The 25093-nt window shown below is 66.5% G+C and carries 23 protein-coding genes and 1 tRNA gene; 7 read left to right on the top strand and 17 right to left on the bottom strand.

The features are described 5' to 3' along the window. Nucleotides 1-96 precede the first annotated feature (96 nt). Complete coding sequence (locus ACFWU2_RS02350) at nt 97-447, top strand: hypothetical protein (RefSeq protein WP_378599647.1); 351 nt, start codon at nt 97-99, stop codon at nt 445-447. An 11-nt stretch (nt 448-458) separates the two neighbouring features. Here the strand turns inward: ACFWU2_RS02350 and ACFWU2_RS02345 are convergent, their stop codons facing one another. From ACFWU2_RS02345 to ACFWU2_RS02335, 3 genes are read right to left on the bottom strand one after another with little or no spacing between them, the layout of a single operon-like run. After that, nucleotides 459-1082: a lactate utilization protein C gene (locus ACFWU2_RS02345; protein ID WP_378599644.1), complete on the bottom strand. Its 624-nt coding sequence runs from the start codon at nt 1080-1082 to the stop codon at nt 459-461. Beyond that, nucleotides 1079-2566, bottom strand: a complete 1488-nt coding sequence (locus tag ACFWU2_RS02340) for a lactate utilization protein B (RefSeq protein ID WP_378600249.1) — start codon at nt 2564-2566, stop codon at nt 1079-1081. The genes ACFWU2_RS02345 and ACFWU2_RS02340 overlap by 4 nt, the downstream gene beginning before the upstream one ends. A 17-nt stretch (nt 2567-2583) precedes the next feature. Next, nucleotides 2584-3342, bottom strand: a complete 759-nt coding sequence (locus ACFWU2_RS02335) for a (Fe-S)-binding protein (protein ID WP_378599641.1) — start codon at nt 3340-3342, stop codon at nt 2584-2586. Nucleotides 3343-3442: 100 nt separating this feature from the next. Here ACFWU2_RS02335 and ACFWU2_RS02330 point away from each other — a divergent pair. Together ACFWU2_RS02330 and ACFWU2_RS02325 are read left to right on the top strand one after the other, a co-directional pair. Next, nucleotides 3443-3519 (top strand) — tRNA-Met (locus ACFWU2_RS02330). Nucleotides 3520-3611: 92 nt separating this feature from the next. Next, complete coding sequence (locus ACFWU2_RS02325; protein ID WP_378599638.1) at nt 3612-4796, top strand: AI-2E family transporter; 1185 nt, start codon at nt 3612-3614, stop codon at nt 4794-4796. Here ACFWU2_RS02325 and ACFWU2_RS02320 read toward each other — a convergent pair whose 3' ends face one another. Beyond that, nucleotides 4797-6335, bottom strand: coding sequence for an FAD-binding protein (locus ACFWU2_RS02320; protein WP_378599635.1), 1539 nt, complete (start codon nt 6333-6335; stop codon nt 4797-4799). 344 nt (nt 6336-6679) lie between these two features. Here ACFWU2_RS02320 and ACFWU2_RS02315 point away from each other — a divergent pair, with 344 nt between their 5' ends. Continuing rightward, nucleotides 6680-7096: a hypothetical protein gene (locus tag ACFWU2_RS02315; RefSeq protein ID WP_378599632.1), complete on the top strand. Its 417-nt coding sequence runs from the start codon at nt 6680-6682 to the stop codon at nt 7094-7096. Nucleotides 7097-7102: 6 nt separating this feature from the next. Here ACFWU2_RS02315 and ACFWU2_RS02310 read toward each other — a convergent pair whose 3' ends face one another. From ACFWU2_RS02310 to ACFWU2_RS02270, 9 genes are all read right to left on the bottom strand, one after another. After that, nucleotides 7103-8140: an NADP-dependent oxidoreductase gene (locus ACFWU2_RS02310; RefSeq protein WP_378599627.1), complete on the bottom strand. Its 1038-nt coding sequence runs from the start codon at nt 8138-8140 to the stop codon at nt 7103-7105. A 32-nt stretch (nt 8141-8172) separates the two neighbouring features. Then, the gene (locus ACFWU2_RS02305) at nt 8173-8334 is read right to left on the bottom strand and encodes a hypothetical protein (RefSeq protein ID WP_378599624.1); all 162 of its coding nucleotides are present in this window, start codon (nt 8332-8334) and stop codon (nt 8173-8175) included. Nucleotides 8335-8509: 175 nt separating this feature from the next. Beyond that, nucleotides 8510-10981: a glycosyl hydrolase gene (locus ACFWU2_RS02300; protein ID WP_378599621.1), complete on the bottom strand. Its 2472-nt coding sequence runs from the start codon at nt 10979-10981 to the stop codon at nt 8510-8512. Between the two features lie 15 nt (nt 10982-10996). After that, nucleotides 10997-11956: a DUF1839 family protein gene (locus tag ACFWU2_RS02295; RefSeq protein WP_378599619.1), complete on the bottom strand. Its 960-nt coding sequence runs from the start codon at nt 11954-11956 to the stop codon at nt 10997-10999. Beyond that, nucleotides 11953-12894, bottom strand: coding sequence for an amino acid--[acyl-carrier-protein] ligase (locus tag ACFWU2_RS02290; RefSeq protein WP_378599616.1), 942 nt, complete (start codon nt 12892-12894; stop codon nt 11953-11955). Before ACFWU2_RS02290 ends, ACFWU2_RS02295 begins: the two co-directional genes overlap by 4 nt. After that, complete coding sequence (locus ACFWU2_RS02285; protein WP_378599613.1) at nt 12891-14090, bottom strand: acyl-CoA dehydrogenase family protein; 1200 nt, start codon at nt 14088-14090, stop codon at nt 12891-12893. The genes ACFWU2_RS02290 and ACFWU2_RS02285 overlap by 4 nt, the downstream gene beginning before the upstream one ends. After that, nucleotides 14087-14329 (bottom strand): acyl carrier protein, encoded by a 243-nt coding sequence (locus ACFWU2_RS02280; RefSeq protein WP_169622941.1) that lies wholly within the window; start codon nt 14327-14329, stop codon nt 14087-14089. Before ACFWU2_RS02280 ends, ACFWU2_RS02285 begins: the two co-directional genes overlap by 4 nt. After that, nucleotides 14326-14748 (bottom strand): holo-ACP synthase, encoded by a 423-nt coding sequence (locus ACFWU2_RS02275; protein ID WP_378599611.1) that lies wholly within the window; start codon nt 14746-14748, stop codon nt 14326-14328. Before ACFWU2_RS02275 ends, ACFWU2_RS02280 begins: the two co-directional genes overlap by 4 nt. Before the next feature lie 272 nt (nt 14749-15020). Further along, entirely contained in the window at nt 15021-16421 is a 1401-nt protein-coding gene (locus ACFWU2_RS02270) for an NAD(P)/FAD-dependent oxidoreductase (protein WP_378599609.1), read from the bottom strand. Between the two features lie 95 nt (nt 16422-16516). On the opposite strand from ACFWU2_RS02270, the gene ACFWU2_RS02265 reads away from it, so the two are divergent. Beyond that, nucleotides 16517-17437, top strand: a complete 921-nt coding sequence (locus ACFWU2_RS02265) for a LysR substrate-binding domain-containing protein (RefSeq protein ID WP_378600244.1) — start codon at nt 16517-16519, stop codon at nt 17435-17437. 6 nt (nt 17438-17443) lie between these two features. On the opposite strand, the gene ACFWU2_RS02260 is transcribed toward ACFWU2_RS02265, so the two are convergent. After that, the gene (locus ACFWU2_RS02260; RefSeq protein WP_378599607.1) at nt 17444-19111 is read right to left on the bottom strand and encodes an ABC-F family ATP-binding cassette domain-containing protein; all 1668 of its coding nucleotides are present in this window, start codon (nt 19109-19111) and stop codon (nt 17444-17446) included. Nucleotides 19112-19443: 332 nt separating this feature from the next. Here ACFWU2_RS02260 and ACFWU2_RS02255 point away from each other — a divergent pair, with 332 nt between their 5' ends. Beyond that, nucleotides 19444-20292, top strand: a complete 849-nt coding sequence (locus tag ACFWU2_RS02255) for an alpha/beta hydrolase (protein ID WP_378599603.1) — start codon at nt 19444-19446, stop codon at nt 20290-20292. A gap of 7 nt (nt 20293-20299) precedes the next feature. Here ACFWU2_RS02255 and ACFWU2_RS02250 read toward each other — a convergent pair whose 3' ends face one another. From ACFWU2_RS02250 to ACFWU2_RS02240, 3 genes are read right to left on the bottom strand one after another with little or no spacing between them, the layout of a single operon-like run. After that, complete coding sequence (locus ACFWU2_RS02250; protein ID WP_378599600.1) at nt 20300-21274, bottom strand: alpha/beta hydrolase; 975 nt, start codon at nt 21272-21274, stop codon at nt 20300-20302. 40 nt (nt 21275-21314) lie between these two features. Further along, nucleotides 21315-22451 (bottom strand): alkaline phosphatase family protein, encoded by a 1137-nt coding sequence (locus ACFWU2_RS02245; protein ID WP_378599597.1) that lies wholly within the window; start codon nt 22449-22451, stop codon nt 21315-21317. A 58-nt stretch (nt 22452-22509) separates the two neighbouring features. Continuing rightward, nucleotides 22510-24906, bottom strand: coding sequence for an ATP-binding cassette domain-containing protein (locus tag ACFWU2_RS02240; RefSeq protein WP_378599594.1), 2397 nt, complete (start codon nt 24904-24906; stop codon nt 22510-22512). Nucleotides 24907-24957: 51 nt separating this feature from the next. Here ACFWU2_RS02240 and ACFWU2_RS02235 point away from each other — a divergent pair, with 51 nt between their 5' ends. Next, nucleotides 24958-25080: a hypothetical protein gene (locus ACFWU2_RS02235; RefSeq protein WP_378599590.1), complete on the top strand. Its 123-nt coding sequence runs from the start codon at nt 24958-24960 to the stop codon at nt 25078-25080. Nucleotides 25081-25093: the final 13 nt, after the last annotated feature.

Below are 25093 nucleotides of genomic sequence, written 5' to 3'. Positions count from 1 at the left end.
TGCCGGCCGTATCCGGCGATCGACGGCGTGCATCACGGATCCGGGGGTACGGTTTTCGGATGGTTGTCCCGTCGTCTCCATCGCCAGGAGAAGCGCATGTCCGACGAAACCGATCCTGATCCGGCACAAGCATTCCTCGTCGCCATCGCAGCCGAATATCGCCATGACCCCGCCATCGAGATGGGCACGATGCTCCGCAGCCCGGGCCTGCGCGTAGGAGGCAAAATCTTCGCGTTTCTCGGCGGGGATCAGCGCTTGATCGTCAAGCTCCCCCGCGCCCGCGCGCTGGAAGCGGTCGGCACCGGAACCGCCCACCACGTCACGATGGGCAGCCGGACGATGAAGGAGTGGGTTGCTTTCCCACTCGACGGAGACGACCTCGACGGCACCTTGAACACATGGCGGCACGCTGCCCGCGAAGCACACGACTTCGTCGCGGGGATCTGACCTCCGGCCGCTCAGCCGACGACGACCACCACGAGTGTCCGCGGACCGTGCACCCCTTCGACACGTTCGAGTTCGATGTCGCTGGTCGCGGAGGGCCCGCTGATGAGCGTGGTGGGCCGCTCGGGCACCAGCCTCGTCAGCGCCTCGGGTACACCGACTTCGAGGGTGTCCAGTCCGACGACGCACACGTGGAGGTCGGGCACCAGCGTGAGTGCTCGCCTGCCCTGATCCGGGCTTCCGTCGAGGAAGATGGTGCCCGTTTCCGCACACGACACAGCCGATCCGGTGAGCACACCGTCGAGTTGCCCGAGGTCGGGAGCGGGAACTTCGGGAGAATCGACAACGATCCGGCCATCGAATTCCGCGAGCCACGACCGGTCCAGCCCGGGCGGCACCCCGAGGCTCTGCACTCCGAGTTCGGTGAGGATGCCGGAGAGCGCACCCGCAAGTTCCGCCGAGGTGTGACGATGCACGGTCGCCCTGTAGTCACGCACCCTGTCGGCGAACAACTCGTAACGCTGGTCGTCGGGCAGTGTCCGTCCTGTCCGGTAGCGGCGGGCAACCTCCACAGGAGCAGAGTCCGACAGCGTCAGCGCATCTCGGATACGTCCCATCACAACGTCTTTCGAGCTCATGGCCGTCCCCCCGATTGTCTCGCACGTTCGAGGGCGACCCGACGTTCTTCGGTGTCCCACCACTGACGGAACGTCTGTTTCGGAGGTGCGGCGATATCGCGGGCATCGGTCCACCCGCTCAGCGGCCACGGCAGCGTCGTGATGCGGCCCTTCCGTCCCGCGAGCAGTCGCGCGATGCCCGCGGCCTTCTGGGCTGCGGTCCATCGCGAGGCCGAGGACATCGCGAACGAGGCCGCCTTCATGGCTGCGGCTTCGGCTCCCGGCCGCGCGTGTTCGGCTTTCTGGTGCCGCAATTCGACCAGCAGGGAGGGAATGTCGATTCGGACCGGGCAGGCGTCGAAGCAGGCGCCGCACAGACTCGACGCGAACGGCAGTGTGGCATTGGGGTCGTGGCGTTCGTCCATACCGGCCAGTTGCGGGGTGAGGACCGCACCGATCGGCCCGGGATATGTCGAACCGTAGGCGTGACCGCCGGTGCGCTCGTACACCGGGCACACGTTCAGGCACGCCGAGCAGCGGATGCAGCGCAGTGCAGCTCGTCCGACGGTGTCCGCGAGTGTTGCGGTGCGTCCGTTGTCGAGCAGAATCAGGTGGAATGTCTGTGGTCCGTCTCCGGGGGTGACACCCGTCCACATCGAGGTGTACGGGTTCATCCGTTCCCCCGTCGACGATCGGGGGAGCAACTGCAGGAACACCTCGAGATCGCGGTAGGTGGGCAGAAGCTTCTCGATACCCATGACGGTGATGAGGGTCTGCGGCAACGTCAGGCACATTCGTCCGTTGCCTTCGGATTCGACCACCGCGAGTGTCCCGGTTTCGGCGATGCCGAAGTTCGCTCCCGAGACCGCGACCGGAACCGTCATGAACTTGTGGCGCAAGTATTTTCGTGATGCTTCGGCGAGATGCGCCGGGTTCGTGTCGAGATCGGGATCCACGCCTTCCATCTCGCTGAGGAAGATGCTGCGGATCTCGGACCGGTTGCGATGGATAGCGGGTACGAGGATGTGCGACGGTGTGTCGTGGCCGAGTTGGACGATGAGTTCGGCGAGGTCGGTCTCGTACGCGGTGATGCCCTCGGACTCGAGATGTTCGTTGAGGCCGATCTCCTGGGTGGCCATGGACTTCACCTTGATGACTTCGTCCGCGCCCGCTTCCCGAACCAGTTGTGTCACCAGCGCATTGGCCTCGCCGGCATCGGCGGCCCAGTGCACCACACCGCCCCGTGCGACGACGGCTGCTTCGAACTGCTCGAGCAACTCGGGTAGTCGCGCGAGCACGTCGTTCTTGATTCCCTCCCCGGCGACCCGGAGGTCTTCCCAGTCGGGCAATTCTTCGGTGACCGCCAGTCGCTTACCGCGGATCGTGTGCGTCGCCTTGCCGATGTTGCGCCGCAGTTGCGCGTCGGCGAGTTCGTGTCGTGCTGCGGCAGGGAAGGTTTCGGTTCCGCGCAGGTTTCCGGTGCCGCGCGGCGGGATCGGCGGCATTCCCAGCGAGGCCGCGGTCACGAGCCCACCACCGGGGCGGGTTCGCGGATGGACGCGAGAATCTCGGCGAGATGCAGGGTGCGTGTCCCCATTCGCAGACGCGACATTCCCCCGCCGATGTGCATGAGGCACGACGAATCTCCGGCCGTGCAGATCTCGGCACCCGTCGAGGCCACATTTCTGATCTTGTCGCCGAGCATCGCGGTGGACGTCTCCGCGTTCTTGATCGCGAACGTTCCGCCGAACCCGCAACACACGTCGGCTTCGGGAAGTTCGACGAGGTCGATGTCGCGTACCCGGCGCAGCAACCGGAGCGGCTTGTCGCCCACCCTGATCATCCGCAGCGAATGGCAGGTCGGGTGGTAGGTGACGCGATGGGGGAACGACGCACCCACGTCGGTCACCCCCAGTACGTCGACGAGCAGTTCGGACAACTCGTACGTCTTGGCCTTCACCACCTCCACACGTCCGCGGAGCGCGGGGGTTCCGTAGCGGTCGGCCACGATGTGGTGCTGGTGACGGATCGACCCCGTGCACGACCCGGACGGCACCACGACCGCGTCGATCGCGGCGTCGCCGAACTCCTCGGCGAAGTTCTCCACGAGCGGCAACGCGTCCGGTTGGTATCCCGTGTTGATGTGCATCTGGCCGCAGCAGGTCTGCCCGGGCGGGAACACCACCTCGTGTCCGAGTCTCGTAAGCAGGACAGCGGTGGCCTCGAGCGCAGACGGGAAGAGGGTGTCGCCGAGACATGTGCCGAACAGCGCGATCCGCATCGAGTTCTCCGCATCCGTCTGTGGTCCGTCCCACACTATCGCCGGCGGCGGGGACCCTGGTGAAATCGTCTCCGAAAGTCGTGTATCGTTGGTCATGCAACGCGGGGTGGAGCAGCTCGGTAGCTCGCTGGGCTCATAACCCAGAGGTCGCAGGTTCAAATCCTGTCCCCGCTACCACCACCGGCCCGGACTCTCACGAGTCCGGGCCGGTTTTGCTTTCCCCGCGGTAGATTCGCTGTGCCTGCATCAGTAGCGGCCGCGGGGGCAACATGGACGACGTAGACAGCCCGGAACCGACGAGGGCGCCGCGGGGTGGTAGCCGGCGCGTCGAGCGCTCCGGACTTCCCCGCTGGTTCCGCCCCGTGATCCTTTACGTCCTGTTCGCGATCGCCGCGTACCAAATGTCCGGGTGGCTGTTCCACAATCTCAAGGGTTTCCTCGGACTGCTGTTCCTCGCGTGGCTTTTCAGCATCACCGTCGAGCCCGTCGTGGACCGGATGGAACGCTTCGGGATGCGACGGGGTGCGGCAGCGGGACTCGTGCTGTTCGGGCTGGTCCTCCTGGTGATCGGTTTCCTGTCACTGTTCGGCGCGTTGCTCGCCGAACAGCTTTCCCAGCTCGTCACCGCGTTGCCGGAATCGTTGTCCTCGGTCACCCAGTGGGCGAACCGCACGTTCGACACCAACTTTTCGGTCGATACGGATCATCTCCGCATCACGCCCGACACGGTGCGCGAACTCGCCGCCCGGTTCACCCCGGGTGTGCTCGGTGTGGTGACCTCGCTCTTCGAAGTCGTCTTCCAGTTGCTGACGATGCTGCTCTTCGCGTTCTACATGTCGGCGGAAGGCCCTGCCCTGCGGCGCACGGTGGCGAGTTGGTTTCCGGCGCAGCAGCAACGCGTGATCTCGACCGTCTGGGAGATCTCGGTGGACAAGGCCGGCGGTTACGTCGTCTCCCGCCTCATCCTCGCGGCCTTCAGCACCGTGGCGACCGGCGTGTTCCTGGTCGCGCTGGATGTGCCCTACTGGCTCCCCTTGGCCCTGTGGACGGGCATCGTCTCCCAGTTCGTCCCGACACTGGGCACCTACCTGGCGATCGCCTTGCCCGCGATCATCGCGGCCACGACACATCCGATCAACGCCGTGTGGGTCGTGGTCTTCGGCACGCTGTACCAGCAGATCGAGAACTACGTGCTGCATCCCCGCGTCACCGCGCGCACCGTGGCCATCCATCCTGCCGTGGCCTTCGGCGCGGTGATCATCGGTGCGTCACTGTTCGGCGCCATCGGGGCGCTCGTCTCGGTGCCGGTCATAGCGGTGATTCAGTCGCTGATCGAAACGTTCGGCCGGCGTTACGAACTCGTGCCCGAAATCGCCGGTTCACCCGAGCCGGGTGCGTCGGACACGAACCGCGATACCGGAGACACCGTTGACACACGGGCACCGGACGAATGATCAGGCGCGTGAAGCCAGGTCGCGTGCCGCGAGGTGCGCGAACACCATGCTCGCCCCGATGGGGTTTCCGCCGCCGGGATACACGGTTCCGCTGACCGCCGCCATGGTGTTACCGGCCGCATACAGTCCGGGTATAGCCGCTCCGGAGGTGTCGAGCACACGGGCACAGGTATCGGTGCGCAACCCTCCCTTGGTGCCGAGATCGGACAGTCCGAACGCTGCGGCGTGGAACGGTGGCGTGTCCACCGGCACCAGAGGTGACTCGCCGCCCGAGAACGCGCGATCGTAGGGTTCGTCCCCCCTGCCGAAATCCTCGTCGACGCCGGCCGCTGCGAAGGCATTGAATCGTTCGACCGTCGCGGCCAGGACATCGGCGGGAACACCGATCATGCCGGCGAGTTCCTCGAGTGTGTCTGCGGTCTTCCACAGACCGGCGTCGACGTACTGCTCCTCCTCCGCGACCGGCACGTTGGTGGCCTGGACGGGCGGTGCGAGACCGTCTTTGTCGTCGTAGATCATCCAGAACGGCATGGTCAGCTTTCCGCTCTCCGCATGTGCGAGTGCGGCATGCCCGATCCGGTCGTACGGTGCGGATTCGTTGACGAAACGCTCACCGCGGTCGTCGACGAACACGCCACCGGTAAACCAGAGCGCGAATGCCGAGCGGCCGTCGGGGTGAGTCAGTCCGGGCGACCACCATGCCTCGTCCATGAGATCGACATCCGCGCCCGCCGCGATTCCCGCGCGGTGCGCCTTGCCGAGGTTGGACCACGGCCCCATCGAATCGCGTGAGTCGCCCGGGACTCCGAATTCGGCGCGCATGTCGTCGTTGCGCTCGAATCCGCCGGCAGCGAGCACCACGCCCCGCCGTGCGCGGATGGCACGTCGCTCACCTCCGTGCGAGACGATCGCTCCGACCACGCCACCGTTCTCGACCACGAGATCTTCGAGCGCGGTGTCGAGATGCGTTTCGGCGTTCGGGTATTGCCGCAGCGCGACGAGGAATCGGCCGACCAGCGCCCGTCCTCCGATGAGGGTGCTGCGGAGGCGCTCGCCGGCGCGTTCGCGACCGAGTGGGCCGCGGATGGATTCGTTGAGTTCGAGGTCGTCGCGGACCCGCAGCGGTGCCGCGCAGATGTGCCGGCCGGTCGCGCTGGCCTTGGGTGCCTTGCCGAAGTAATCGGGCCAGGGCAGCACCTGGAACTCGAAGTTGTCGTCTGCTTCGAGGTAATCGATGAGGGGCGCGCCACTGGTGACGAACGTGTCCTGCAGGTCGCGGGGCGTGCGGTCGCCGACCACGGAACGGAAATAGGTGCGGGCGTCGTCGAAGGTGTCTGTGTCACCCTCCCGGCGCAATACCGCATTGGCGGGGAACCACATCCCCCCGCCGCCGGAATACGCAGTGGTGCCACCGAAGTGCTCGGAGGCCTCCACGAGTATCACCGAAAGACCTTCCCGGGCAGCGGTGTACGCGCCGCAGCACCCTCCCGCTCCCGATCCGACCACGAGTACGTCGCATTCCTCGGCCCAGTCCACCATTGCGTTCCTCCGTCGGTCCGGCGTCGGCAGATGTTAACCGTCCGGTGCGCGGGGGCGGGAGCGTCGTGTCCCACCGGGCGGGAGACCCTGGACGACGAGAGGCGCGGCGGTGGCGGCGAGCACGTCTCCACGGTCACTCCGGGAGTGGTTTCGACGAGCACCGGACCCGCGTCGGTGACATCGACGGCCATGTCGGTGGCCCCGTCCCTGCCACGGAGAAGGCGCTGGGTCGTCTCGGCCCGACTCTCGCCCGACATGGACGTCATCGAGCTCAACGAAGCCCAGTCTTCGAACGCATCGGTTGATCCGGCCACGAGCGCGGTCGCGCTCCGTAGCATCGGGGCATGAGTGATCTGCGGACGGACACACCGCCCACCACGCGCCCCCGTACGGCCGCGCGACTCCTGCTCGCCGCCGCACTCGTCTTCGCGGGTCTGAGTCACCTGTTCTGGGGTCGCAAGGACTTCCAGGCCCAGGTGCCCGACTGGGTGCCCATGGACAAGGACGGCGTGGTCATGGCGTCCGGGGGCGTGGAGATCATGCTCGGCGCGGGGCTGGCCGTCCTCGGTCGCGACCGGGTCCGGGTGGGCCGGATCGCCGCGTTGTTCTTCGTGGCGGTCTTTCCGGGAAATCTCGCGCAGTACCGCGGGCGGCGCAGCGCGTTCGGCCTCGACACCGACCGGAAGCGCCTGGTGAGACTGTTCTTCCAGCCGGTGCTCATCCTCTGGGCGCTCTGGAGCACCGGCACGCCGCGCCGCTGACCCCGCTTACTCTTCGGGTGCCACGCGCACCAGCATCTTTCCGAAGTTCTTGCCCTCGAGCATCCCGATGAACGCCGCCGGTGCGTTCTCCAGGCCGTCGACGATGTCCTCCCGGTACTTCAACGATCCGTCGCGTACCCACGCTGAGGCATCGCGCAGGAAATCGCCGTACATCTCCTTGACGAACTCGGTCTGGATGAAGCCCCGGATCGTCAAGCTCTTGGTCAGCACCGACGAGAAGAACCTCGGCAGGCGGTCCGCCCGCTCCTCGACCTCGCCGTTGTACTGCGCCACCAGTCCGCACACCGGGATTCGAGCGTAGGTGTTGAGCAACGGCCACACCGCGTCCTGAACCGCGCCACCGACGTTCTCGAAGTACACGTCGATACCTTCGGGGACGGCGTCCTTCAGTTTCTGCGCGAACTCGGGATCGCGATGATCCAAGGCGACGTCGAACCCGAATTCTTCGGTCAGTGCGCGGCACTTCTCGGGGCCACCCGCGATACCTACTGCCCTCGCACCCTCGAGCTTCGCGATCTGGCCCACCGCCGATCCCACCGGACCGGTGGCGGCCGCCACCGCCACCGTCTCGCCGGGCTTCGGCTGCCCGATCTTCAGCAGTCCGGAATACGCTGTGAATCCGGGCATCCCGAGCACACCGACCGCGGTCGAGATCGGGGCCGCCGCCGGGTCGAGTTTCCGCACTGCCTTGGCGTCGACCACCGCGTGCGACTGCCATCCGGCGCCTGCCAGCACGTAGTCGCCGGCGGCAATGTCGGCGGCGCGGGACTCGACGACCTGACAGACCGTGCCCGCCACCATGACGTCACCGAGTTCGACGGGCGGGGCGTACGACTTGGCAGTACTCATCCGTCCCCGCATATACGGATCGAGCGACAGATAGACGACGCGCACGAGCAACTGTCCCTCGCCGACCTCCGGTAGGTCCACGACCTCGGTGCGAAAGTTGTCGGTGGTGGGGGTGCCGTCCGGGCGCGAGGCGAGAACGATGCGGGTGCTCTGGACTGACGTGGATGCACTCATCACTCCAGTGTGCCGCACGTCGCCGGGCGGGCTCAGGCGATCCAGTGCGCTTCTCCTCGGGGCGGCACATAGTTGGAGAACAACCGGGAGTGGACGACCTCGGTGAACGAGGGCCCGTCCTGTTCGACGCGCCGGGCAGGCCTGGGCTGCTCCCTACGCACCGGCGACATGTTGGATGTGGATCGAATAGACACTTCGACTCCTCTCGGAAACGGGGAGGAAGGCGCTATCGAACACCGTCGCGGATCGACTCGACGGGTGTGCGACCCCCCTTGCGAATACATATACCCCTTCGACGGGCGCAACGCACGCGCGGGTTTCCACAGCGTTCTCGTGTCGCCTCCCGCGCCACTGCCCACTGGTGAGTGCCTACCCGTCCTCACCTGTGCGTATGGGAGCGGTCACCGCCGAATTGAGTGCTGCCACTCGGCCTGTCGGCCGCTCCGCGAGGCCGGCCGGTCGCAGGGGAACAGTGCGAGAACCACCGGGGGGCAGATGAAACCAGGAATCGGTCGCGTCGAACCCGGTCACGTTCAGACGCACGTATTGAGCAGCACCGTCGGTGTCCACCGTGATCGACCACCCGTTCGCGGATCGGTGCGCGGTCGCCCGCAGGCCGATGCTGCGCTCGATGGGACGGGCAGGACCCCCGACAAGGTGGACATTCTCGGCCAGCACGGTGCCGGACGCGTCGACCAACTGGACGGAGGCAGCGTCGAATGTTTTTGTCCCGAAACGATATGCGTGGTTCACGTCCGCGAAACCTCCGGTCGCTACGTTCCACGACAGAGTGTGCGCGTCGTGGGCAGCGAGCGTCAGCGGCACTGTGACATCGGTCGATACGACACCTGCGGCGGTGTGGGAACGGAGGTGCAGGGTGGCATCGAGCGGACGGCCGGTGTCGTTGAACACCAGGATCCGTAGCCCGTCCAACCCGTCGTCGACGAGAAGCGCTGTGACAGGAGCAAACACACGACTGAGGACGAACCACGGGGCTTTCGGGGCACCGGCATGGTCGAGGACGCCCCATCCGGCTCCCGGTTCCAGATCCCGGGCCGCCAGCACCAGAGCGCCCCGGCAACCGGAGTCCGGCCGACGCCAATGCTGGAGAACTTCGGTGAAGGCTTCGCATACGGCGGCGCGGCCGAGATCGAGGTAGCGCTCGGGGTCGGACCATCGTTCGGCTGCGGGATCGGTGCCGAACACACTGCGCACATAGTGATCCCGGACATCCTCGAAGTCCCACGACGCTCCGTTGTCGCGCGGAACAGCGGCCTTCCACGCCGGATGGTGACCCGCGACGGCCACGCTGCCGAATGCCGCCTCGACAGCGTCGTTTCCGGGAGGAATGGAGAATGCGAGACATTCGGCGGCGAACCGCACGCCTGCCGCACGGACATCGGAGAGTGGCCGGCGATAGCCGCCGACCCCGAAATAGTGCGCCACACCGGAACTCACATCGATCGGCAGCGCATCCGAGCCCGGAGGCGCTGATGGTGACGACGACACCCAGACGACTCCCGGAGCGACCGCGTCCGCGATCGTCGGAAGCAAATCGTCGATGGCGGGGATGGCCGGGCGCTGGACTCCGAGCATGGACGGTTGCTGCTCCGTTTCGCTCCCACCGCACAGCACGACGAGTGCGGGGTTGCCCGAGAGCCTCAGCGCGAACGACCGCAACTCTTCCTCGAGCAACGCGCGGAACCCCGCGTCGTCGGGGGGGTCGGTCGTGGCGAGCATGACGTCCTGCCACACCATGATTCCCAGTTCGGCACAATCCGAATAGAAGTCGTCGCGTTCGTACACCGTGGTCCCGGGGATCCGGATCATGTTGATGCCGGCATCGACGCACCGCTCGAGCACTCGCCGTGTCTCCTGCGGTGTGTTCAGCCCGATCGGATCGGAGGGTGTCCACACGATCCCGCGACAGAACACGTCGATTCCGTTGACCTGCAGCGAGAATCCGTCGACGTCGTAGTCTGCCGTGACGGAGCGGAAACCGACCGACCCGAGGTGAAGGGGCTTCCCGTCGAGGTGCAGGTCGACGCTGTACCCGACCGGCCGCCCGTGGGTGTGCGGCCACCACAACCGTGCCGCCGGTATCACGACGCGAGCACGAACGAGTAGCGAACCATCCTGGCAGGAGACGATTTCCGCGCAGGCTTCCTGCTCACCCACCGTGGCGAGTGCCGATGTCACCGCGGGTCCGGCGAGCCCGACCTCGATCTCCACCACGCCGTCGCTCTCGTCGAGGTGAGCGTGGACGCGGCGGGAGATCATCACAGGGTCGGCGCCGTCGAGCAGACGGACCGGCCGCCAAGGCCCGACCGGAGCGGGCACCCCGCCGAATACGGGTGCGCGGCCGAGGAGCGTCGTGCGGAACCAGCGAAGGCCCTGGGCAGGGATCAACGACGAGCGCCACCGGCCGCGGGGTCGCCGCGTCTTCAGTGCCGCGTCGAGAGACGGGAAACGGAGGGCGATTCGAGCCGACTGCGGCAGTTCGTCGAGGACCACGGCGAGCGGGACGAACATCGAGTCCGACACCGCGACGCGCTGCGATCCCACCCAGATCTCGGCCTCGGTGGCGAGACCGTCGAAGGACAGGCGCCACGGCCCGCGTCCGCGCGCGGGCACGTCGGTGACGAACCACCAGTCGCTCGCGTCGGTCTGCGCGTTTCGTGCCGCGTCCACCCCGTTCGCGTCGCGGATGGCTCCCGCCGCGGTACCCGGGACGGATACCGGTAGCCACCGGGGTTCGATCGCGTCGAGTTCGTCGGGGTGGCCGACGGAACCTGGCTCCACAGCGGTGCATACCCACTGCGCGTCGGCAAGGAGATCCATGCTCGCGTGGTGTTCCTAGCGAGATCCGGCAGCGCGCGCGGCCGTCGTGATCGAGGCGTCCCAGGCATCGGCCATCCGGCCGAGTTGTTCGGCGGGATCGACAATCCGTCCGCGGGCGGCACGGGCCATGCGGAACTGCACGCTCTTCGCTCCCTCGGAGACCGAACGGAATCCCGGCGCGGCGGTCGCTGTGCCCGGATAGCCGTGGTTCTCCATGTATTCGCATACGTCGGCCGCGAGTTCGGCGCTCGCCCCGCACTGACGCAGCACACCGAAGGTCCACCGGTGGAACAGTTCCATCCCGCCCGAGCTCAACTGGTCGACGTCTTCGAGGACGCGCTCGGCGAGCGCGCGCACCGGGTTGGCAACGGACCGATGGCGGAGGTGCCGACGCACGATGGCGTCGAAAGCGTCACACTCCGGAACCGAGACACCGAGCCGCACCTGCTCGATGTAGGGCGGCCAGGCGGAAATCGGATCGTCGAGGCCGAACACACCGCGGAAGTCGTCTGCGACGAGGCGATGGTAGCCGCTGTTGTGGAAGTACTCGAGAACTTCCGCATCACGGTCGATGAGGTTCGGCACGATGGTCGTCTTCGAATGCTCTCGGCGGTAACCGGTTCCGTCCGTGTCCGGCAGCCAGAAGGCGTCGACCTCGACGGCCGACAGCAGACCTGCGGCGGCGTTCGCTTCGAGGTGCTCGATGGGCCGGCGCCACACGTTCATCTCCGCGACCTCGATGCCGTACAGGGAGAAAAGGTCCTCGGGCTTGAACTTCAGAAAGGTCCACTGGCTGCCGTCGAAACGCGCGGAGAAGGCACACGCCGCGGCCGGCACGGGGTCGAGTCCGAGCGCATGCAGCACTTCGACCCAGAGGTCGACGTAGCAGTTGGTTTCGGTCCACACACGGTCTGCGCCGTGGATTGCATGCGGAACGTAGTCCTCGACCTGGACGTCGATGAGCCGTCGCGTCACGGAAACATCCTGTTGCGCACCGTGTCCGGCCAGTCGCCGACGGCAAGGCCGTGCGTGCGCAGCATCGCCAGCGCGATGCGCTCCATTCCGAAACCTACGCACGCACTGTGTGCGACCTCGCCATCCGACGTGGCGATGCCGAAGGTGTCTCCGAAGTGGTCGCGGTGGCAGTTGCACGACACCACGGCGGTGCCGTCGTCGAGGTCTCCGTAGAGCCGCACCGTCAACTCGGTTTTGAGGTTCTCGTGGCGCTGATTCGCGGCGAGCATGCGTCCGGCACGGCCGAAGAACGGGTCGTTGGCCGGCACCGCGGTGGCGTCGAGACCGAGCGAGTCCAATACCTCGAGTCCGCGCCCGATCCAGGTGTCGCGGTGCTGCGCGGCGTCGTCGGCGGTGCCCAGACGCACAAACTCGTGCATTCGGAACGCCTGCATGCGGGCAGGATCGATTGCCGGTTCGTGCCGGAAACAGTAGCCGTACACATCGAGCAGGTTGCCACCCTCACGCAAGGTGCCGCTGTACCTCGCGTATGCGGGGTGGCATGCCGCCGACACCAGGACGGTATCGGCCGGTTCGAGCCAGGAGTCCCACGCTTCGCCCCGCGCGCGAGCAGCAAGCAACTCGGCGTGTTCGGCGTTGGTCCCGGCGAACGTCGTCACGGCACCGGTCAGGTGCGGGAACGAGGCGATGTAGTCGGTTCGCTCGAAACTGGTGCGCGGAAAGACCGGAGGGAAGCGCAGGCGGGTCGCCGCCGCGCCCGGGCCCGCCGCAACCACCACCCGGTCGATTCCGTCGACGATGTCTTCGAATTCGCCGGAGCGGCCGTAGAGCCCGGGAACCGCGGTCTCGACGAGCAATCCCGCGGCGAGCAACTGCTGCTGGAAGTCCAGGCGTGCCCGTTCGAGTTCCGTGCGGTCCCCGACGGCCGTGCTGGTCATATCGTCCCTCGGTATGCGATCGACATCTGGGCAGAGTTGTTCATGATGCGGTCGTTGTTGACCATTACCGCGGCACCGTGCGCGTCGCGCAGATGCCTGCCGAGCGAATACGCGCCGTCTTCTCGGTAACCCGCGATTCCGCAGATCAGCATCGACCGGTTCACGAGGTCCACGGCGGCAGTGGAGGCACTCACCTTGAGATTGTTCATCGCCAGCGAGAACCCCATGCCCGTCAGCGATTCGGCCTCCACCGAACCTGCTTCCGCAGCCGTGGTCCGGTCGAAACGTCCCGCGGCCGAGAAGACGAGATCGGCGAACTGCTGGTGAGCGGCGGCCGCCTCCGCGAGACGCAGCGCGCCGGGCGGAGTGACGCCGGGCTGCTTGCGGGCCGCCGACCGCACGTACGCGCGGGCCTTCTCCATGGCCGCATCGGCGATTCCCAGCCACACGGCCGACCACACGCTGTGAGATACGGGCAGCATGGTCCGTGACGAGATCTCGGAGTACGCCGCACCCACGATCAGATCCGCGGAAGTCTTTGCGGACAAGATGAATCCGGGACTACAGGTGCCACGCAACCCCAGGGTGTTCCAGGATCCGGTCGGCTCGAGAGTCACACCGTCACGGGGGCACACGACGAGAACCTGGTCGCTCGGCGGGCTGTCGGCCGTGCGGCGCGCCGTCACCAGGACCGCGTCGGCGTACTCGCCGTACGAGATGACCGGGGCGTTCTTCACGACGGACACGGAATCGTCGACGCGCTCGACTGCGCAGAGGCTACTGCGCACGTCGCCGCCCGTGCCGAGTTCGGTGGTCGCCGACGCGATGAGGTAGTCGTGCTGTGCGGCGTCGGCGACGAACGCGGCCACACCCGGCGTCGAATGCCGGACGAGCGAGAGGATCTGCGTCTGATGCATCGCGAAGATCATCGCGGTGGAAGCGCAGTAGCGGCCGAGGATGCGCGCGATCTCGCACAGGTCGCTCAGCGATGCGTCCTCGCCGCCGTGCGCCGCCGGAACGGCACACGTGAGCAGTTTGTGGGAGCGCAGCGCGTCGACGGCCTCACGAGGGAACCGGGCCTCGCGATCGACTTCGTCCGCCCACACCGCAGCGACGTCGCGGCCGACGATCTCGGCTCGCTCTCGCAACGACAACCGGGTGGGCGCACTGCCGAACGCAGCGTCGACGACGCTCACCCGACACCCAGTTCGGTCAGGGCCGAGCGGATCGAACCGACGCTCGCAAAGGTGCTCTTACGCAGGAGTTCGTCGGGAAACTCGATGTCGAATGCGTCTTCGAGAGCGAGCATCACGTTGACGCTCGCGTGGGAGGTCAGTCCGAGTTCGTAGAGATCCGCAGTGAGATCGAGTTCTGTGGCGTCGACCGACAGCTTGGCGTGCTCTCCGAGCACCTTGCGGATTGCCTGTTCAGTCATGCCTGTTCTCTTTCTGTCACTGCTGTGCGGGTCGCGGCCACGGTTGCGAAGGCGTAGTCGGGCTCGTGGGAAAGCGAGACCTGGAAATCGGTCAACTGTTCATCCGACGCGCGCGCGGCAGCGTTACCGTCCAGGTGCACTGCACATCCGCCCCAGGGAGCACGGCGTATTTCGATGGAGCGCCACGGAATCGCGTCGTCGCGCGGGCGGAGCACCTTCATTACGGCTTCTTTCGCCGCGAACCGTGCGGCAAGTCGCTGAACGCGGGCGGCCCCGGTGCAAACCGAGAGTTCGTGCGGTGTGAAGACCCGTCGCAGGTACCGATCCCCGAAGAGGTCGATGCTCCGGGCGACGTCGGCGACAGTCACCACGTCGCAACCGATGCGAGGCGTCGTCGTGGGGGCCTGGCCGGCATTCACGGGTTCCTCCGGCGTGCGGAGACAGATAGTGGCCGAAGATGTTCGGCCACTGCCACTTCGGAAGAATTCATCAGGTTCCGCCCGACATCTGTGCGCTCCGACATGTCCCCCCACCGAGCCCCGACGCCCGTTTTGCGCAATTCGACGTGACTTTAGAGCTGTGCGAGCGCGAACTCAATCCCGCCGCGCCCACATGTGTCCCGGCTCACAAGTCGCCAGAACCCCGGCCGTGACGACGGCCGGGGTCCTGAAGACGACGCGTTCCTGGGTCCCTACGCGGACACGCGCACCGGTTCTGTGCCTGCCTCGTCCGCCGACGCAGATACCGGCTCCGGAGGAGCAGCGACCGGCGTGGGTTCCTGCGCGTAGTAGAAGTGCGGACGGCGGTGGCCCAGGAAGGATCCGCACCACGACATCACCGCGATATAGCGATTGCGGAAGCCCACGAGGTACACGAGGTGCACGGCAAGCCACAACACCCACGCGATGAACCCGGTGAGTTCGATCTTCCCGACCCGCGTGATGGCGCGGAAGCGGTTGATGATCGCCATGCTGCCCTTGTCCTTGTACTTGAAGGGCGTGCCGGCCGGGATCTTGCCCAGGATCATCTTGGCGACGTGCCGGCCGCCCTGCATGGCGAACGGCGACTGCGCCGGCAGATTGTCGAGCGTGACCATGTCGCCGATGGCGTAGATGTTGTCGGCGCTACCCACCGTGAAGTCCTCGTCGACCACGAGCCGTCCTCCGCGGACCGTCTCGCAGCGCGTGCGCTCGGCGAGCACAGCGGCGAAGTCGTTGGCCTGGATGCCGGCGGACCAGATGATCGTCTCGGCCGTGAGACGACGCGATTCCTCGGTGGTCGGCGTGGACAGGGTCGCGCCGTGCTCGTCGATGTCGGTCACGAGGGTGTTGAGCACAACCTCGACACCGGCTTTTTCGAGCGATTCCTTCGAGTACTCGCTCAGCTTGCCGCCGAACGGCGGGAGCACCTTGTCGGCACCTTCGACGAGCGTGACGGTGACGTCGTCCGCGGTGATGTTGTGGATCGCGTCCGCGAAGTAACGCTGTGCGAGTTCCTTGATCTGGCCGGCAAGCTCGACTCCGGTGGGCCCTGCCCCGACGACGATGAAGCTGAGCAGATTCTTCCGGTGCTCCGGATCGGAGGTCGTGTGCGCCTCCTCGAAGCAGCGGACGATCTGGCGGCGCAGCCGCTCGGCATCGTCGACGGTCTTGAGCGCATACGTCAGGTCGGCGAACTCGTCGCGGCCGAAGTACGCCTGGCGGGCACCGGTCGCGGCGACGAGGTGGTCGTACCCGAGGGTGTGCCGAATGCCGCCGGCCTCGTAGACGACGCTGTTGGTATCCGGATCAACGTCGACGACCCGGCCCAGCCGCACATCGGCCTGCGGGTACTTCGCGAGGATCGCGCGGACGGACGGTGCGATCTCGCCGGGCGAGATGACGCCCGTCGCCACCTGGTAGAGCAGCGGCTGGAACAGATGCTCGGTGGTCTCCGAGATGAGGACGAACGGCTTGCCGGCCTTCGCGAGTTTCTTCGCCGTTGCCAGTGCTCCGAAGCCGGAACCGACGATGACAACCTCTGTCCGGTCGACGATGTTCGCCTCTTCCTTTCCTGTCCCACCCACGCTAGCGATACCTCCACTCGAGTTCATGTATTAGTCCAACCTAGGTTTCCGACCCCTCCGGTATCCAGTAACCTGGGATATTCGGGGAACTGTTATCTGTTCTGCTCATAAGTAGGGACGTGATGGACTTCCGGCAACTGCGGTACTTCCTCGCCGTGGGAGAAGAGACGAGCTTCTCGCGGGCAGCCGAACGATGCTTCATCTCCCAGTCGGCGATCAGTCACCAGATCGCGAAACTCGAGCAGGAGGTGGGCGCGAAGCTGTTCGAGCGCTCGACGCGCTCGGTCAAGCTCACCCCGGCGGGGGTACGGCTGATGCCCATCGCCGCCGAGGTGCTGAGCCTCGAGGCCCGCGCGCTCGAAGTCGGGCACGAGCCGCGGGGAAGTATCCGGATCACGGCGAACATGAGTTTCGCGTCCCAGAGTCTCGACGCCATCTCCCGCGTACGCGAACGCCACCCCAACCTCGACGTCGAATTCGTCATCAAGGACTTCACCGATCGGGTCAACGCTGTCGCGTCCGGCGAAGCCGACCTCGCCCTGATTCGCGGCGACGTGGACCGGCCCGGCCTCGAGGCGATACGTCTCGGGATCGAAGATCTCGTCATCGTCACCTCGACGAGACACCCGTTGTCCGCCTTCTCCACCGTGGACATCGGAGAACTCGCGCACTATCCGTTGTTGTTGCCACCCCGGAACAACCAGGTTCTGCTGCACCGTGTGATCGAGGACGCGTTCGTCGAGGTCGGTCGCCGCGTCCGGCTCGGTCCCCCGATCGCCAGCGACCACACCGCCACCCTCGAGGTCATCACCAACCCGCGTGCATGGACGGTCCTCTACGCGGGCACCGCCGCCGAGACACCGCACAAGGGCCTGAAGTTCATGCGCGAGACCGACCATCGGCTGCGTGTGCCGGTGTGCGGTGTCCTGCGGAGCGGGGCGACACCGACACCGGAACTCGAATTTCTCGTTCAGGCGCTGGCCCACTCGATCGTGCCCACGGCGCCCACCCCTCCGGCCGCCGTACGCGATTCCGGGAACTGACGCCGGTCACGCGACCTCGCGGTCCCCCCGGTTCACCGTCAGGTTCAGATGCTTCCACCCCGCAACGTCCCTGCGAAGCTGACGATCATGGGTCGCGAGCACCACAGCGGCGTCGGTGACCTCCAGGGCCTCGGTCATCTCGTCCACGAGGGTGATCGACAGATGGTTCGTCGGCTCGTCGAGCAGCAGAACGTGGGGCCGGGTCGCGAGCATCATCGCGAGGTCGAGGCGCCGCTGCTGGCCCATCGACAGATCCCGCACCCGCTTGTCGAGATCCCGCTCGTCGAGCAGACCGAGATCCTGCAGGGGCACGGTCCGGTCCTCGGGCACCACACCGTGGGCGGTGAGGAGTCCGATGTGGGTGTCGTACACCTCGCGTACCCGCTTGCCCGACGGCGGTGCCGACTCCTGCGCGAGTCGCCCGACCCTGACCACCGGGTCCACGACCAGCGTTCCCGACGTCGGCTCGATCGTCTGTGCCAGCACGGCAAGGAGTGTCGACTTCCCGGCACCGTTCGGTCCCGTCACCATCAGCCGCGACCCGGCGAGCACCGCGAGCGACACCGACCGGTCGAGCCGGCCCGCGACCGCAATCTTCTCCGCCCGGATCAGCGGCGCGTCGGGCTCGAGCAAGTCGAGTTCGGCGCCGAGCGAAGGCATCGTGAACCGCAGCGGAGGAACAGGCGTCGTGATCTCCTGCTCGTCGAGCGCGTCCTGCCGGCGGTGGACGGACCGCACCAGGCCGGGAGCGCGGGTCGCGCGCTGGTGTTTTCCCGTTCCCTTGTCCGGTCGCCAACCGTCGACCAGCCTGTCCCGGGCGTGCTCGAGCTCGCCGGTGAGCCGGGCACGCTCGGCCTCCTGCCGGTTGTATTCCTCGACCCATCGCGCATATTCGGCCTTTCGTCCCTCGCGATAACCGGCGTAGCCGCCGCCGTAGAGGCGGGGGCGCCCGTCCCGGCTCGGGTTCAGGTCGAGGATCGAAGTCGCGACATCGGACAGCAGGGCCCGGTCGTGGCTGACGAGGACGAGACCGCTGCGGGTCTGTTGCAGTCGCTCGGTGAGGTAGTCGAGACCGTCGGCGTCGAGGTGGTTGGTGGGCTCGTCCAGGAGAAGGAAGTCGTGTTCCGCGCCGAGCAGGGCTGCGAGGCGCACGCGGTAGCGCTGCCCCACGGACATCTCGGACAGGAGCCGGGACCGATCGGTCACGGCGCCGAGTGCCTCCAGGGCCGCATCGACGCGGCGATCGGCGTCCCAGGCCTCCAGTTGCTCGGCTGCCTCGAGTGCCTTCGCGTAGGTCTCCGCAGCAGCCGACCTGCCCTCGGACAGCCCGACGGCACTGTCGTCCAGCGCGCGCAGGGCTGCACGGGCCGCGGCGAGTTCGGTGTCGATGAGGTCACCGACCGTGCGACCGCCGCTGACCGTCATCTCCTGCTCGGCGACGCCGAGCGACCCGAATCGTCGAACGGATCCGGAATCGGGCTCGAGGCTGCCCGCGAGAATATGCAGCAACGTGGACTTTCCCTGTCCGTTCTCACCGACCACGCCGATCCGGGAACCGGGTGAGACAGCGAGGTCGACGCCTTGCAGGACGGGGTGGCCGCCGCGGGCGATGTGCACGTCGAGCGCTCCGAGTTGCGCGCGCGAACGGCGAGGCAGTGTGATTGTGGTGGTCATTTTTCCTCCGCATACCGGACACCTCGTCCCCACTGTGGTGGGGTGGAGTCACCCGGATTCCGACGAACGGCCGGGTCAGCGGCCGAGGGACACAGGCAACGGCCCGCTTCTCCGATTCCCGTCGCGCGGGCGAGGGAAGGGGCGGGCCGGCGGGCGTCAGTGGAAGAGGAGTTCCTGGATCACGACATCCAGGGTACCGACGCACAACAGGGCGTCAATCGGATTACTTCCCGACCGGTAACTCCGATTCGTCCGTGGCGAGTCCCGAGACGCGAGCCACACACGTGCAAGGATGCGATGGCCCCGACGTCGACCTTCCGGCAGGAGACCCCATGCAGCACCTCGAGTCCTCGTTCACCGGTGGAAACGGCACTCGAATCGTGTACGACGTGTGGTCGCCGGACGGTGAACCCACCGCGCTGCTCGTCCTGGCGCACGGCCTCGGTGAGCATGCGCGTCGCTACGACCACGTCGCCGAACGGCTCACCGAACTCGGCATCGTGGTCTATGCACCGGACCATCGAGGACACGGCCGATCCGGCGGCAAGCGACTGCACGCGCGCACCATGAACGACTTCACCGACGACCTCGACGCACTGTTCGACATCGCGACCGCGGCCCATCCCGGCCTGCCGACGTTCCTCCTCGGCCATTCCATGGGTGGTGCGATCGCTCTCGCGTACGCGCTCGATCACCAGGACAGCCTCACCGCGCTGGTGCTGTCCGGACCGGCGCTCGTGGTCACTTCCGGCACGCCGAAGCTCGTCGTGGAACTCGGAAAGCTGATCGGTCGCGTTCTGCCGGGTGTGCCGGTGCAGAAACTCGACAGCGCAGCGGTTTCACGCGATCCCGCCGTGGTCGCCGCGTACGACGCGGATCCGCTCGTGCATCACGGTTTGGTGCCCGCCGGCCTCGCGCGGGTCCTCGTGCTCAACGAGGAGAGTGTCGCGGAGCGTCTGCCCGGCCTGACGTTGCCGCTGCTCGTGCTGCACGGCTCCGCCGACACACTGGCCGACCCCGCGGGGGCACGCGTGGTCGCCGACCATGCCGGATCCGCGGATCTGACGTCGAAGTTGTACGACGGGCTGTTCCACGAGGTGTTCAACGAACCCGAGAACGATCGTGTGCTCGGTGATCTCGTCGAATGGTTGCAGCCACGCCTCCTGAAGACGAAGCCCTAGCTTGCGTTCAGGCGGCGCGGCCGTCGCCCATCGCCACGACGGCGCGGCGAGCGAACGCGATGCTCAGCGTGATGAGTGCCTGGGCTTCGGGCAATGCGCGCGCAAGAACCGGCCACGCATGGACCTGCCCGCGCCACAGGTGGGTTTCGACCACGCGACCCGCCTCGGCGAGGCGGTACGTCATGGTCTCGACGTCGGGGCGGGTGAGTTCGTATTCGGCGGCGCAGAGAAACATCGGCGGAAACAGTGCGGGGTCGGCGTCGACCGGGTTCATTTCGCCCTCGATCGCGTCCTCCCCGATCCACCGAGGACGTAGCTTGTCGAGCGCCTTGATCGGGAGATACGCATCCCTGACCATGTAGGCCCGGTCGTGATCGTCGAGATCGAGATTCAGCAGTGGCGAATACCCGATGACCGCCGCGGGCCGCTGAAGTCCGCGGCGTGCCGCGATCTCGGCCACCTTCGCAGCCAGGTATCCACCGGCGGAGTCTCCTCCGACGACAATCCGCGTCGGGTCGTCTGCGATGCGGAGCAGTGCCTCGTACGCGCTCATCGCGTCCTGCACCGATCCCGCAATAGGGACTACCGGCACCTGCCGGTAGTCCATCGAGTACACCGGGGCGCCCGATTCGAGCGCCAATTGGACGCACAGTTGCCGATGGGTGGACGGCCCGCAGAAGATGAATCCACCGCCGTGGAAGTACAGAATGGTGGCGTTTTCGAGCGGATCGTCCACGGGTTTCGGCGACATGATCTGCTCCGCCGGGACACCACCCAGCTCGGTCTCCGTGACCTGGACATTTCTCGGTGTGGGAGTGACCTTGTCGACGAGCCAGGACAGCCGCCCGAGCACAGAGATGCCGAAATCGTTGCTGGGCCAGAGGGTGAGGACGGGCTTGAACAGAATTCTGGCAACCCACAGGACGATCAATGCGATCCTGCTCGTGCGTTCGTGCCACGTGACCGGAGCGGAAGTGCGCATGAGAACACAGTAAGTGGCACGCCGCCCGAGTGCGGCGGCGTTACCGGAGCTGGAGAAGAGGTACGAGAAGTTCTTCAGCGGTGAGTGCGCCGTGCTGGCCGGGCAGCGCGGAGAGCGTCCGCTCGCCGTGGGAACGGATCACCGTCGCCTCGTCACGGCCGATCACGACGATGTCCCCGATGCGGCCGGTGACGGAAGGGTCCGGGCCGGGTCCGAACAGTCCCGCCGACAGCACTTCGTCGCGGGTGCCCACCCAGAAGTCGTCGCCGAGTTCGTTCGCCCACCGTTCCAGGACCCGGTCCACGCGCCCCGTGTGAATGTGCCGGCACCGCGGCTCACCGGCGACCACGTCGACGTCTTCCTCGAGACCGGGATGGTGGTCGAAATCGACTCGGCGGCCACGAGAGGAATCGACCATCCCGTGGTCTGCCGTGACGAGCAACCGGGTTCCGTCCGGCAATGCGGCGGCGAGCTGTTCGACGAAGCGGTCCACCACGGCCAGTTGCGCGAGCCACGCCCGGGATTCGGGCCCGTAGACGTGGCCGAGCGTGTCCACCTCCGAGAGATAGCAGTACACGAGGTTCCGCTCGCCGGAGCGTGCTGCCGCAACGACCTCCGCCAACAGGTCACCGTAGGCGGACACCCCGACGAATCTGCCACCACGCAGGACCGCCCGGGTCAGACCGCTGCCGTCGAATGCCCTGGGAACGACGGTCGTGACGGCCAGGCCCGCAGCGTCTCCGCGTTCGAAAGCCGTGGGATGGGGCTGGACCTGTTCGGGCACGAGCGTGTCGCGTTGATCGAAGGAGGTCCCCGCCGCTGTCCAGCTCAGCCAGTTGACGGCGGCCTCGGCTTCCTCGACGTACGACTGGTATCCGGTGATGCCGTGGCGCCCGGACGGCAATCCGGTGCCGAGCGAGGCGATGCTCGCCGCGGTCGTGGTGGGGAATCCGGCACGGATCGGCCGTCCGGGAAGATCGGTAAGATACGGCGCTGCTTTCCTGTTGCGCTGCAACAGTTCCCATCCCATACCGTCGACCAGCAGGACGACCGTGTGCGCGCTGTCAGTGAGGCCGAGGCGGTTGCGTTCACCGGGAACCCCCGCGGACGCGAGTACCGACGGCATCACGTCGGCAAGCGTGGGCTCGGCGTAGACATCGCGCAGCGGGAGAGTCATGGTCCGAGTATGTCCTGTCCTCGTCGCGGCGGCAGATGCAAAGACCTCGCAGCCGGTCTCACGCACCGACGTACTCGGCAAGGTGCTTGCCGGTGAGCGTCGAGCGGTCGTCGACGAGTTCGCGTGGTGTGCCCTCGAAGACGATTCGGCCGCCGTCGTGGCCTGCACCGGGACCGAGATCGATGATCCAGTCGGCGTGGGCCATCACCGCCTGGTGATGCTCGATGACCACGACCGATTTACCGGAGTCCACGAGCCTGTCGAGCAGGCCGAGCAAGTTCTCGACATCGGCGAGGTGCAGGCCCGACGTGGGCTCGTCCAGGATGTAGACATCGCCCTTCTCGCCCATGTGGGTCGCGAGCTTGAGTCGCTGGCGTTCACCGCCGGACAGCGTGGTGAGCGGCTGACCGATCTTGATGTAGCCGAGACCGACGTCCGCGAGACGCCTCAGAACCTTGTGCGCTGCCGGGAGCGACGAACCGTTCGCGCCACCGCCGAAGAACTCCTCGGCCTGCGCGACCGACATCGTGAGCACCTCGTCGATGTCCTTGCCACCGAACTTGTACTCGAGCACTTCCGCCATGAACCGCTTGCCGTCGCACACCTCGCACGGTGCCGCCACTCCGGCCATCATCGCCAGGTCCGAGTACACGACTCCGGCGCCGTTGCAGTTCGGGCATGCCCCTTCGGAATTGGCGCTGAACAGACTCGGCTTGACGCCGTTCGCCTTGGCGAACGCCTTACGGATCGGTTCGAGCAGTCCGGTGTAGGTCGCGGGGTTGCTCCGGCGCGAACCCTTGATCGCGCCCTGGTCGATCGAGACGACCCCGTCGCGGGGAGCGATCGAACCGCTGATCAGTGAACTCTTCCCCGATCCGGCGACGCCGGTCACCACGACGAGCACTCCGAGAGGTATATCGACGTCGACGTTGCGGAGGTTGTGGGTGTCGGCACCGCGCACCTCGAGGGCCCCCGTCGAGGTACGGACGGACGGTTTCAGCGACGCGCGGTCGTCGAAATGGTTCCCGGTGAGGGTGCCGCTCGAGCGCAACTCCTCCACGGTGCCCTCGAACACGATCTTGCCGCCTTCTGTGCCGGCGCGGGGGCCGAGATCGACGACATGGTCGGCGATCGCGATCGCCTCCGGTTTGTGCTCGACGACCAGTACGGTGTTGCCCTTGTCGCGCAGTTGCAGCAGCAGGTCGTTCATCCGTGCGATGTCGTGCGGGTGCAAACCGATCGTCGGTTCGTCGAAGACGTAGGTGACATCGGTGAGCGACGAGCCGAGGTGACGAATCAGCTTGGTGCGCTGAGCCTCACCGCCGGACAGCGTGCCCGCGGAGCGGTCGAGGGCGAGGTATCCCAGGCCGATCCCGACGAAGGAATCGAGTGTGTCGCCCAGCGACTTCAGGAGCGGCGCCACCGACGGCTCGTCGAGCCCGCGAACCCACTCGGCGAGATCGCTGATCTGCATCGCACACGCATCGGCAATGCTGATCCCGTCGATCTTCGACGATCGAGCCCCCTCGTTGAGCCGCGTGCCGTGACATTCGGGGCACGTCTGAAAGGTGATCGCGCGGTCGACGAACGCCCGGATGTGCGGCTGCATCGCTTCTCTGTCCTTGGACAGGAACGACTTCTGGATCTTCGGGATCAGCCCTTCGAACGTCACGTTGATGCCATCGACCTTGATCCGCGTCGGTTCCTTGTAGAGCAGATCGTTCAGTTGCTTCTTCGTGAACTTCGCGATCGGTTTGCCGGGATCGAAGAATCCGCACCCGCGGTATATGCGCCCGTACCAGCCGTCCATGGTGTAACCCGGGATGGTCAGCGCACCCTCTTCGAGCGACTTGCTGTCGTCGTACAGGGCGGTCAGGTCGAAGTCGGATACCTTGCCCATGCCTTCGCAGCGCGGGCACATGCCGCCGGTGACGGTGAAACTCCGGCGTTCCTTCACCGTTCTTCCGGACTTCTCCACGGTGACCGCTCCGGCTCCGCTGATGGAGGCGACGTTGAAGGAGAACGCCTGCTGCGAACCGATATGGGGCTTCCCGAGCCGGCTGAACAGGATGCGCAGCATGGCGTTCGCATCGGTCGCGGTGCCGACGGTGGAACGGGGGTTGGAACCCATCCGCTCCTGATCGACGATGATCGCCGTCGTCAGGCCCTCGAGCACGTCGACGTCGGGTCTCGCCAGGGTCGGCATGAAGCCCTGCACGAAGGCGCTGTAGGTCTCGTTGATCATCCGCTGCGATTCCGCGGCGATCGTGGCGAACACCAGCGAACTCTTCCCGGAGCCCGAAACACCCGTGAACACGGTCAACCGCCGTTTCGGGATCTCGAGGCTGATGTCCCGAAGATTGTTCTCGCGTGCGCCGTGTACACGGATCCAGTCGTGACTGTCGGCGGGGTGGGGCCGGGACGAACCGGATTTTTCTCGCGTGGCAGAGCTCATGGGTCTCCATCCGTCCGGCGACACCCCGGCGTCCTCGACCAGGGCCTACGTATGTATAGCAAAAGTGTGGTGCACCCGGGGGAACCCGCGCGACTGCTCGTCCTCGACGACATGGGTACCGCCCTGCCGCACACAGCGGCAGACCAGGTTGCTGCCGCCATGCTCACCCTATGACCGCCCGATGCAA

The sequence above is a fragment of the Rhodococcus sp. NPDC058639 genome, from assembly GCF_042717545.1.
GTDB lineage: Bacteria > Actinomycetota > Actinomycetes > Mycobacteriales > Mycobacteriaceae > Rhodococcus.
The sequence above is the reverse complement of the archived record's forward strand: the minus strand, read 5'-3'. Positions and strand labels throughout refer to the sequence as shown.

Excerpts from the sequence above, each read along its gene's own strand:
- ACFWU2_RS02350 (WP_378599647.1), top strand. The coding sequence starts at position 97 with ATGTCCGACGAAACCGATCCTGATCCGGCACAAGCATTCCTCGTCGCC.
- ACFWU2_RS02345 (WP_378599644.1), bottom strand. The coding sequence starts at position 1,082 with ATGAGCTCGAAAGACGTTGTGATGGGACGTATCCGAGATGCGCTGACG.
- ACFWU2_RS02340 (WP_378600249.1), bottom strand. The coding sequence starts at position 2,566 with ATGCCGCCGATCCCGCCGCGCGGCACCGGAAACCTGCGCGGAACCGAA.
- ACFWU2_RS02335 (WP_378599641.1), bottom strand. The coding sequence starts at position 3,342 with ATGCGGATCGCGCTGTTCGGCACATGTCTCGGCGACACCCTCTTCCCG.
- ACFWU2_RS02325 (WP_378599638.1), top strand. The coding sequence starts at position 3,612 with ATGGACGACGTAGACAGCCCGGAACCGACGAGGGCGCCGCGGGGTGGT.
- ACFWU2_RS02320 (WP_378599635.1), bottom strand. The coding sequence starts at position 6,335 with ATGGTGGACTGGGCCGAGGAATGCGACGTACTCGTGGTCGGATCGGGA.
- ACFWU2_RS02315 (WP_378599632.1), top strand. The coding sequence starts at position 6,680 with ATGAGTGATCTGCGGACGGACACACCGCCCACCACGCGCCCCCGTACG.
- ACFWU2_RS02310 (WP_378599627.1), bottom strand. The coding sequence starts at position 8,140 with ATGAGTGCATCCACGTCAGTCCAGAGCACCCGCATCGTTCTCGCCTCG.
- ACFWU2_RS02300 (WP_378599621.1), bottom strand. The coding sequence starts at position 10,981 with ATGGATCTCCTTGCCGACGCGCAGTGGGTATGCACCGCTGTGGAGCCA.
- ACFWU2_RS02290 (WP_378599616.1), bottom strand. The coding sequence starts at position 12,894 with ATGACCAGCACGGCCGTCGGGGACCGCACGGAACTCGAACGGGCACGC.
- ACFWU2_RS02280 (WP_169622941.1), bottom strand. The coding sequence starts at position 14,329 with ATGACTGAACAGGCAATCCGCAAGGTGCTCGGAGAGCACGCCAAGCTG.
- ACFWU2_RS02270 (WP_378599609.1), bottom strand. The coding sequence starts at position 16,421 with ATGAACTCGAGTGGAGGTATCGCTAGCGTGGGTGGGACAGGAAAGGAA.
- ACFWU2_RS02265 (WP_378600244.1), top strand. The coding sequence starts at position 16,517 with ATGGACTTCCGGCAACTGCGGTACTTCCTCGCCGTGGGAGAAGAGACG.
- ACFWU2_RS02260 (WP_378599607.1), bottom strand. The coding sequence starts at position 19,111 with ATGACCACCACAATCACACTGCCTCGCCGTTCGCGCGCGCAACTCGGA.
- ACFWU2_RS02255 (WP_378599603.1), top strand. The coding sequence starts at position 19,444 with ATGCAGCACCTCGAGTCCTCGTTCACCGGTGGAAACGGCACTCGAATC.
- ACFWU2_RS02250 (WP_378599600.1), bottom strand. The coding sequence starts at position 21,274 with ATGCGCACTTCCGCTCCGGTCACGTGGCACGAACGCACGAGCAGGATC.
- ACFWU2_RS02245 (WP_378599597.1), bottom strand. The coding sequence starts at position 22,451 with ATGACTCTCCCGCTGCGCGATGTCTACGCCGAGCCCACGCTTGCCGAC.
- ACFWU2_RS02240 (WP_378599594.1), bottom strand. The coding sequence starts at position 24,906 with ATGAGCTCTGCCACGCGAGAAAAATCCGGTTCGTCCCGGCCCCACCCC.
- ACFWU2_RS02235 (WP_378599590.1), top strand. The coding sequence starts at position 24,958 with ATGTATAGCAAAAGTGTGGTGCACCCGGGGGAACCCGCGCGACTGCTC.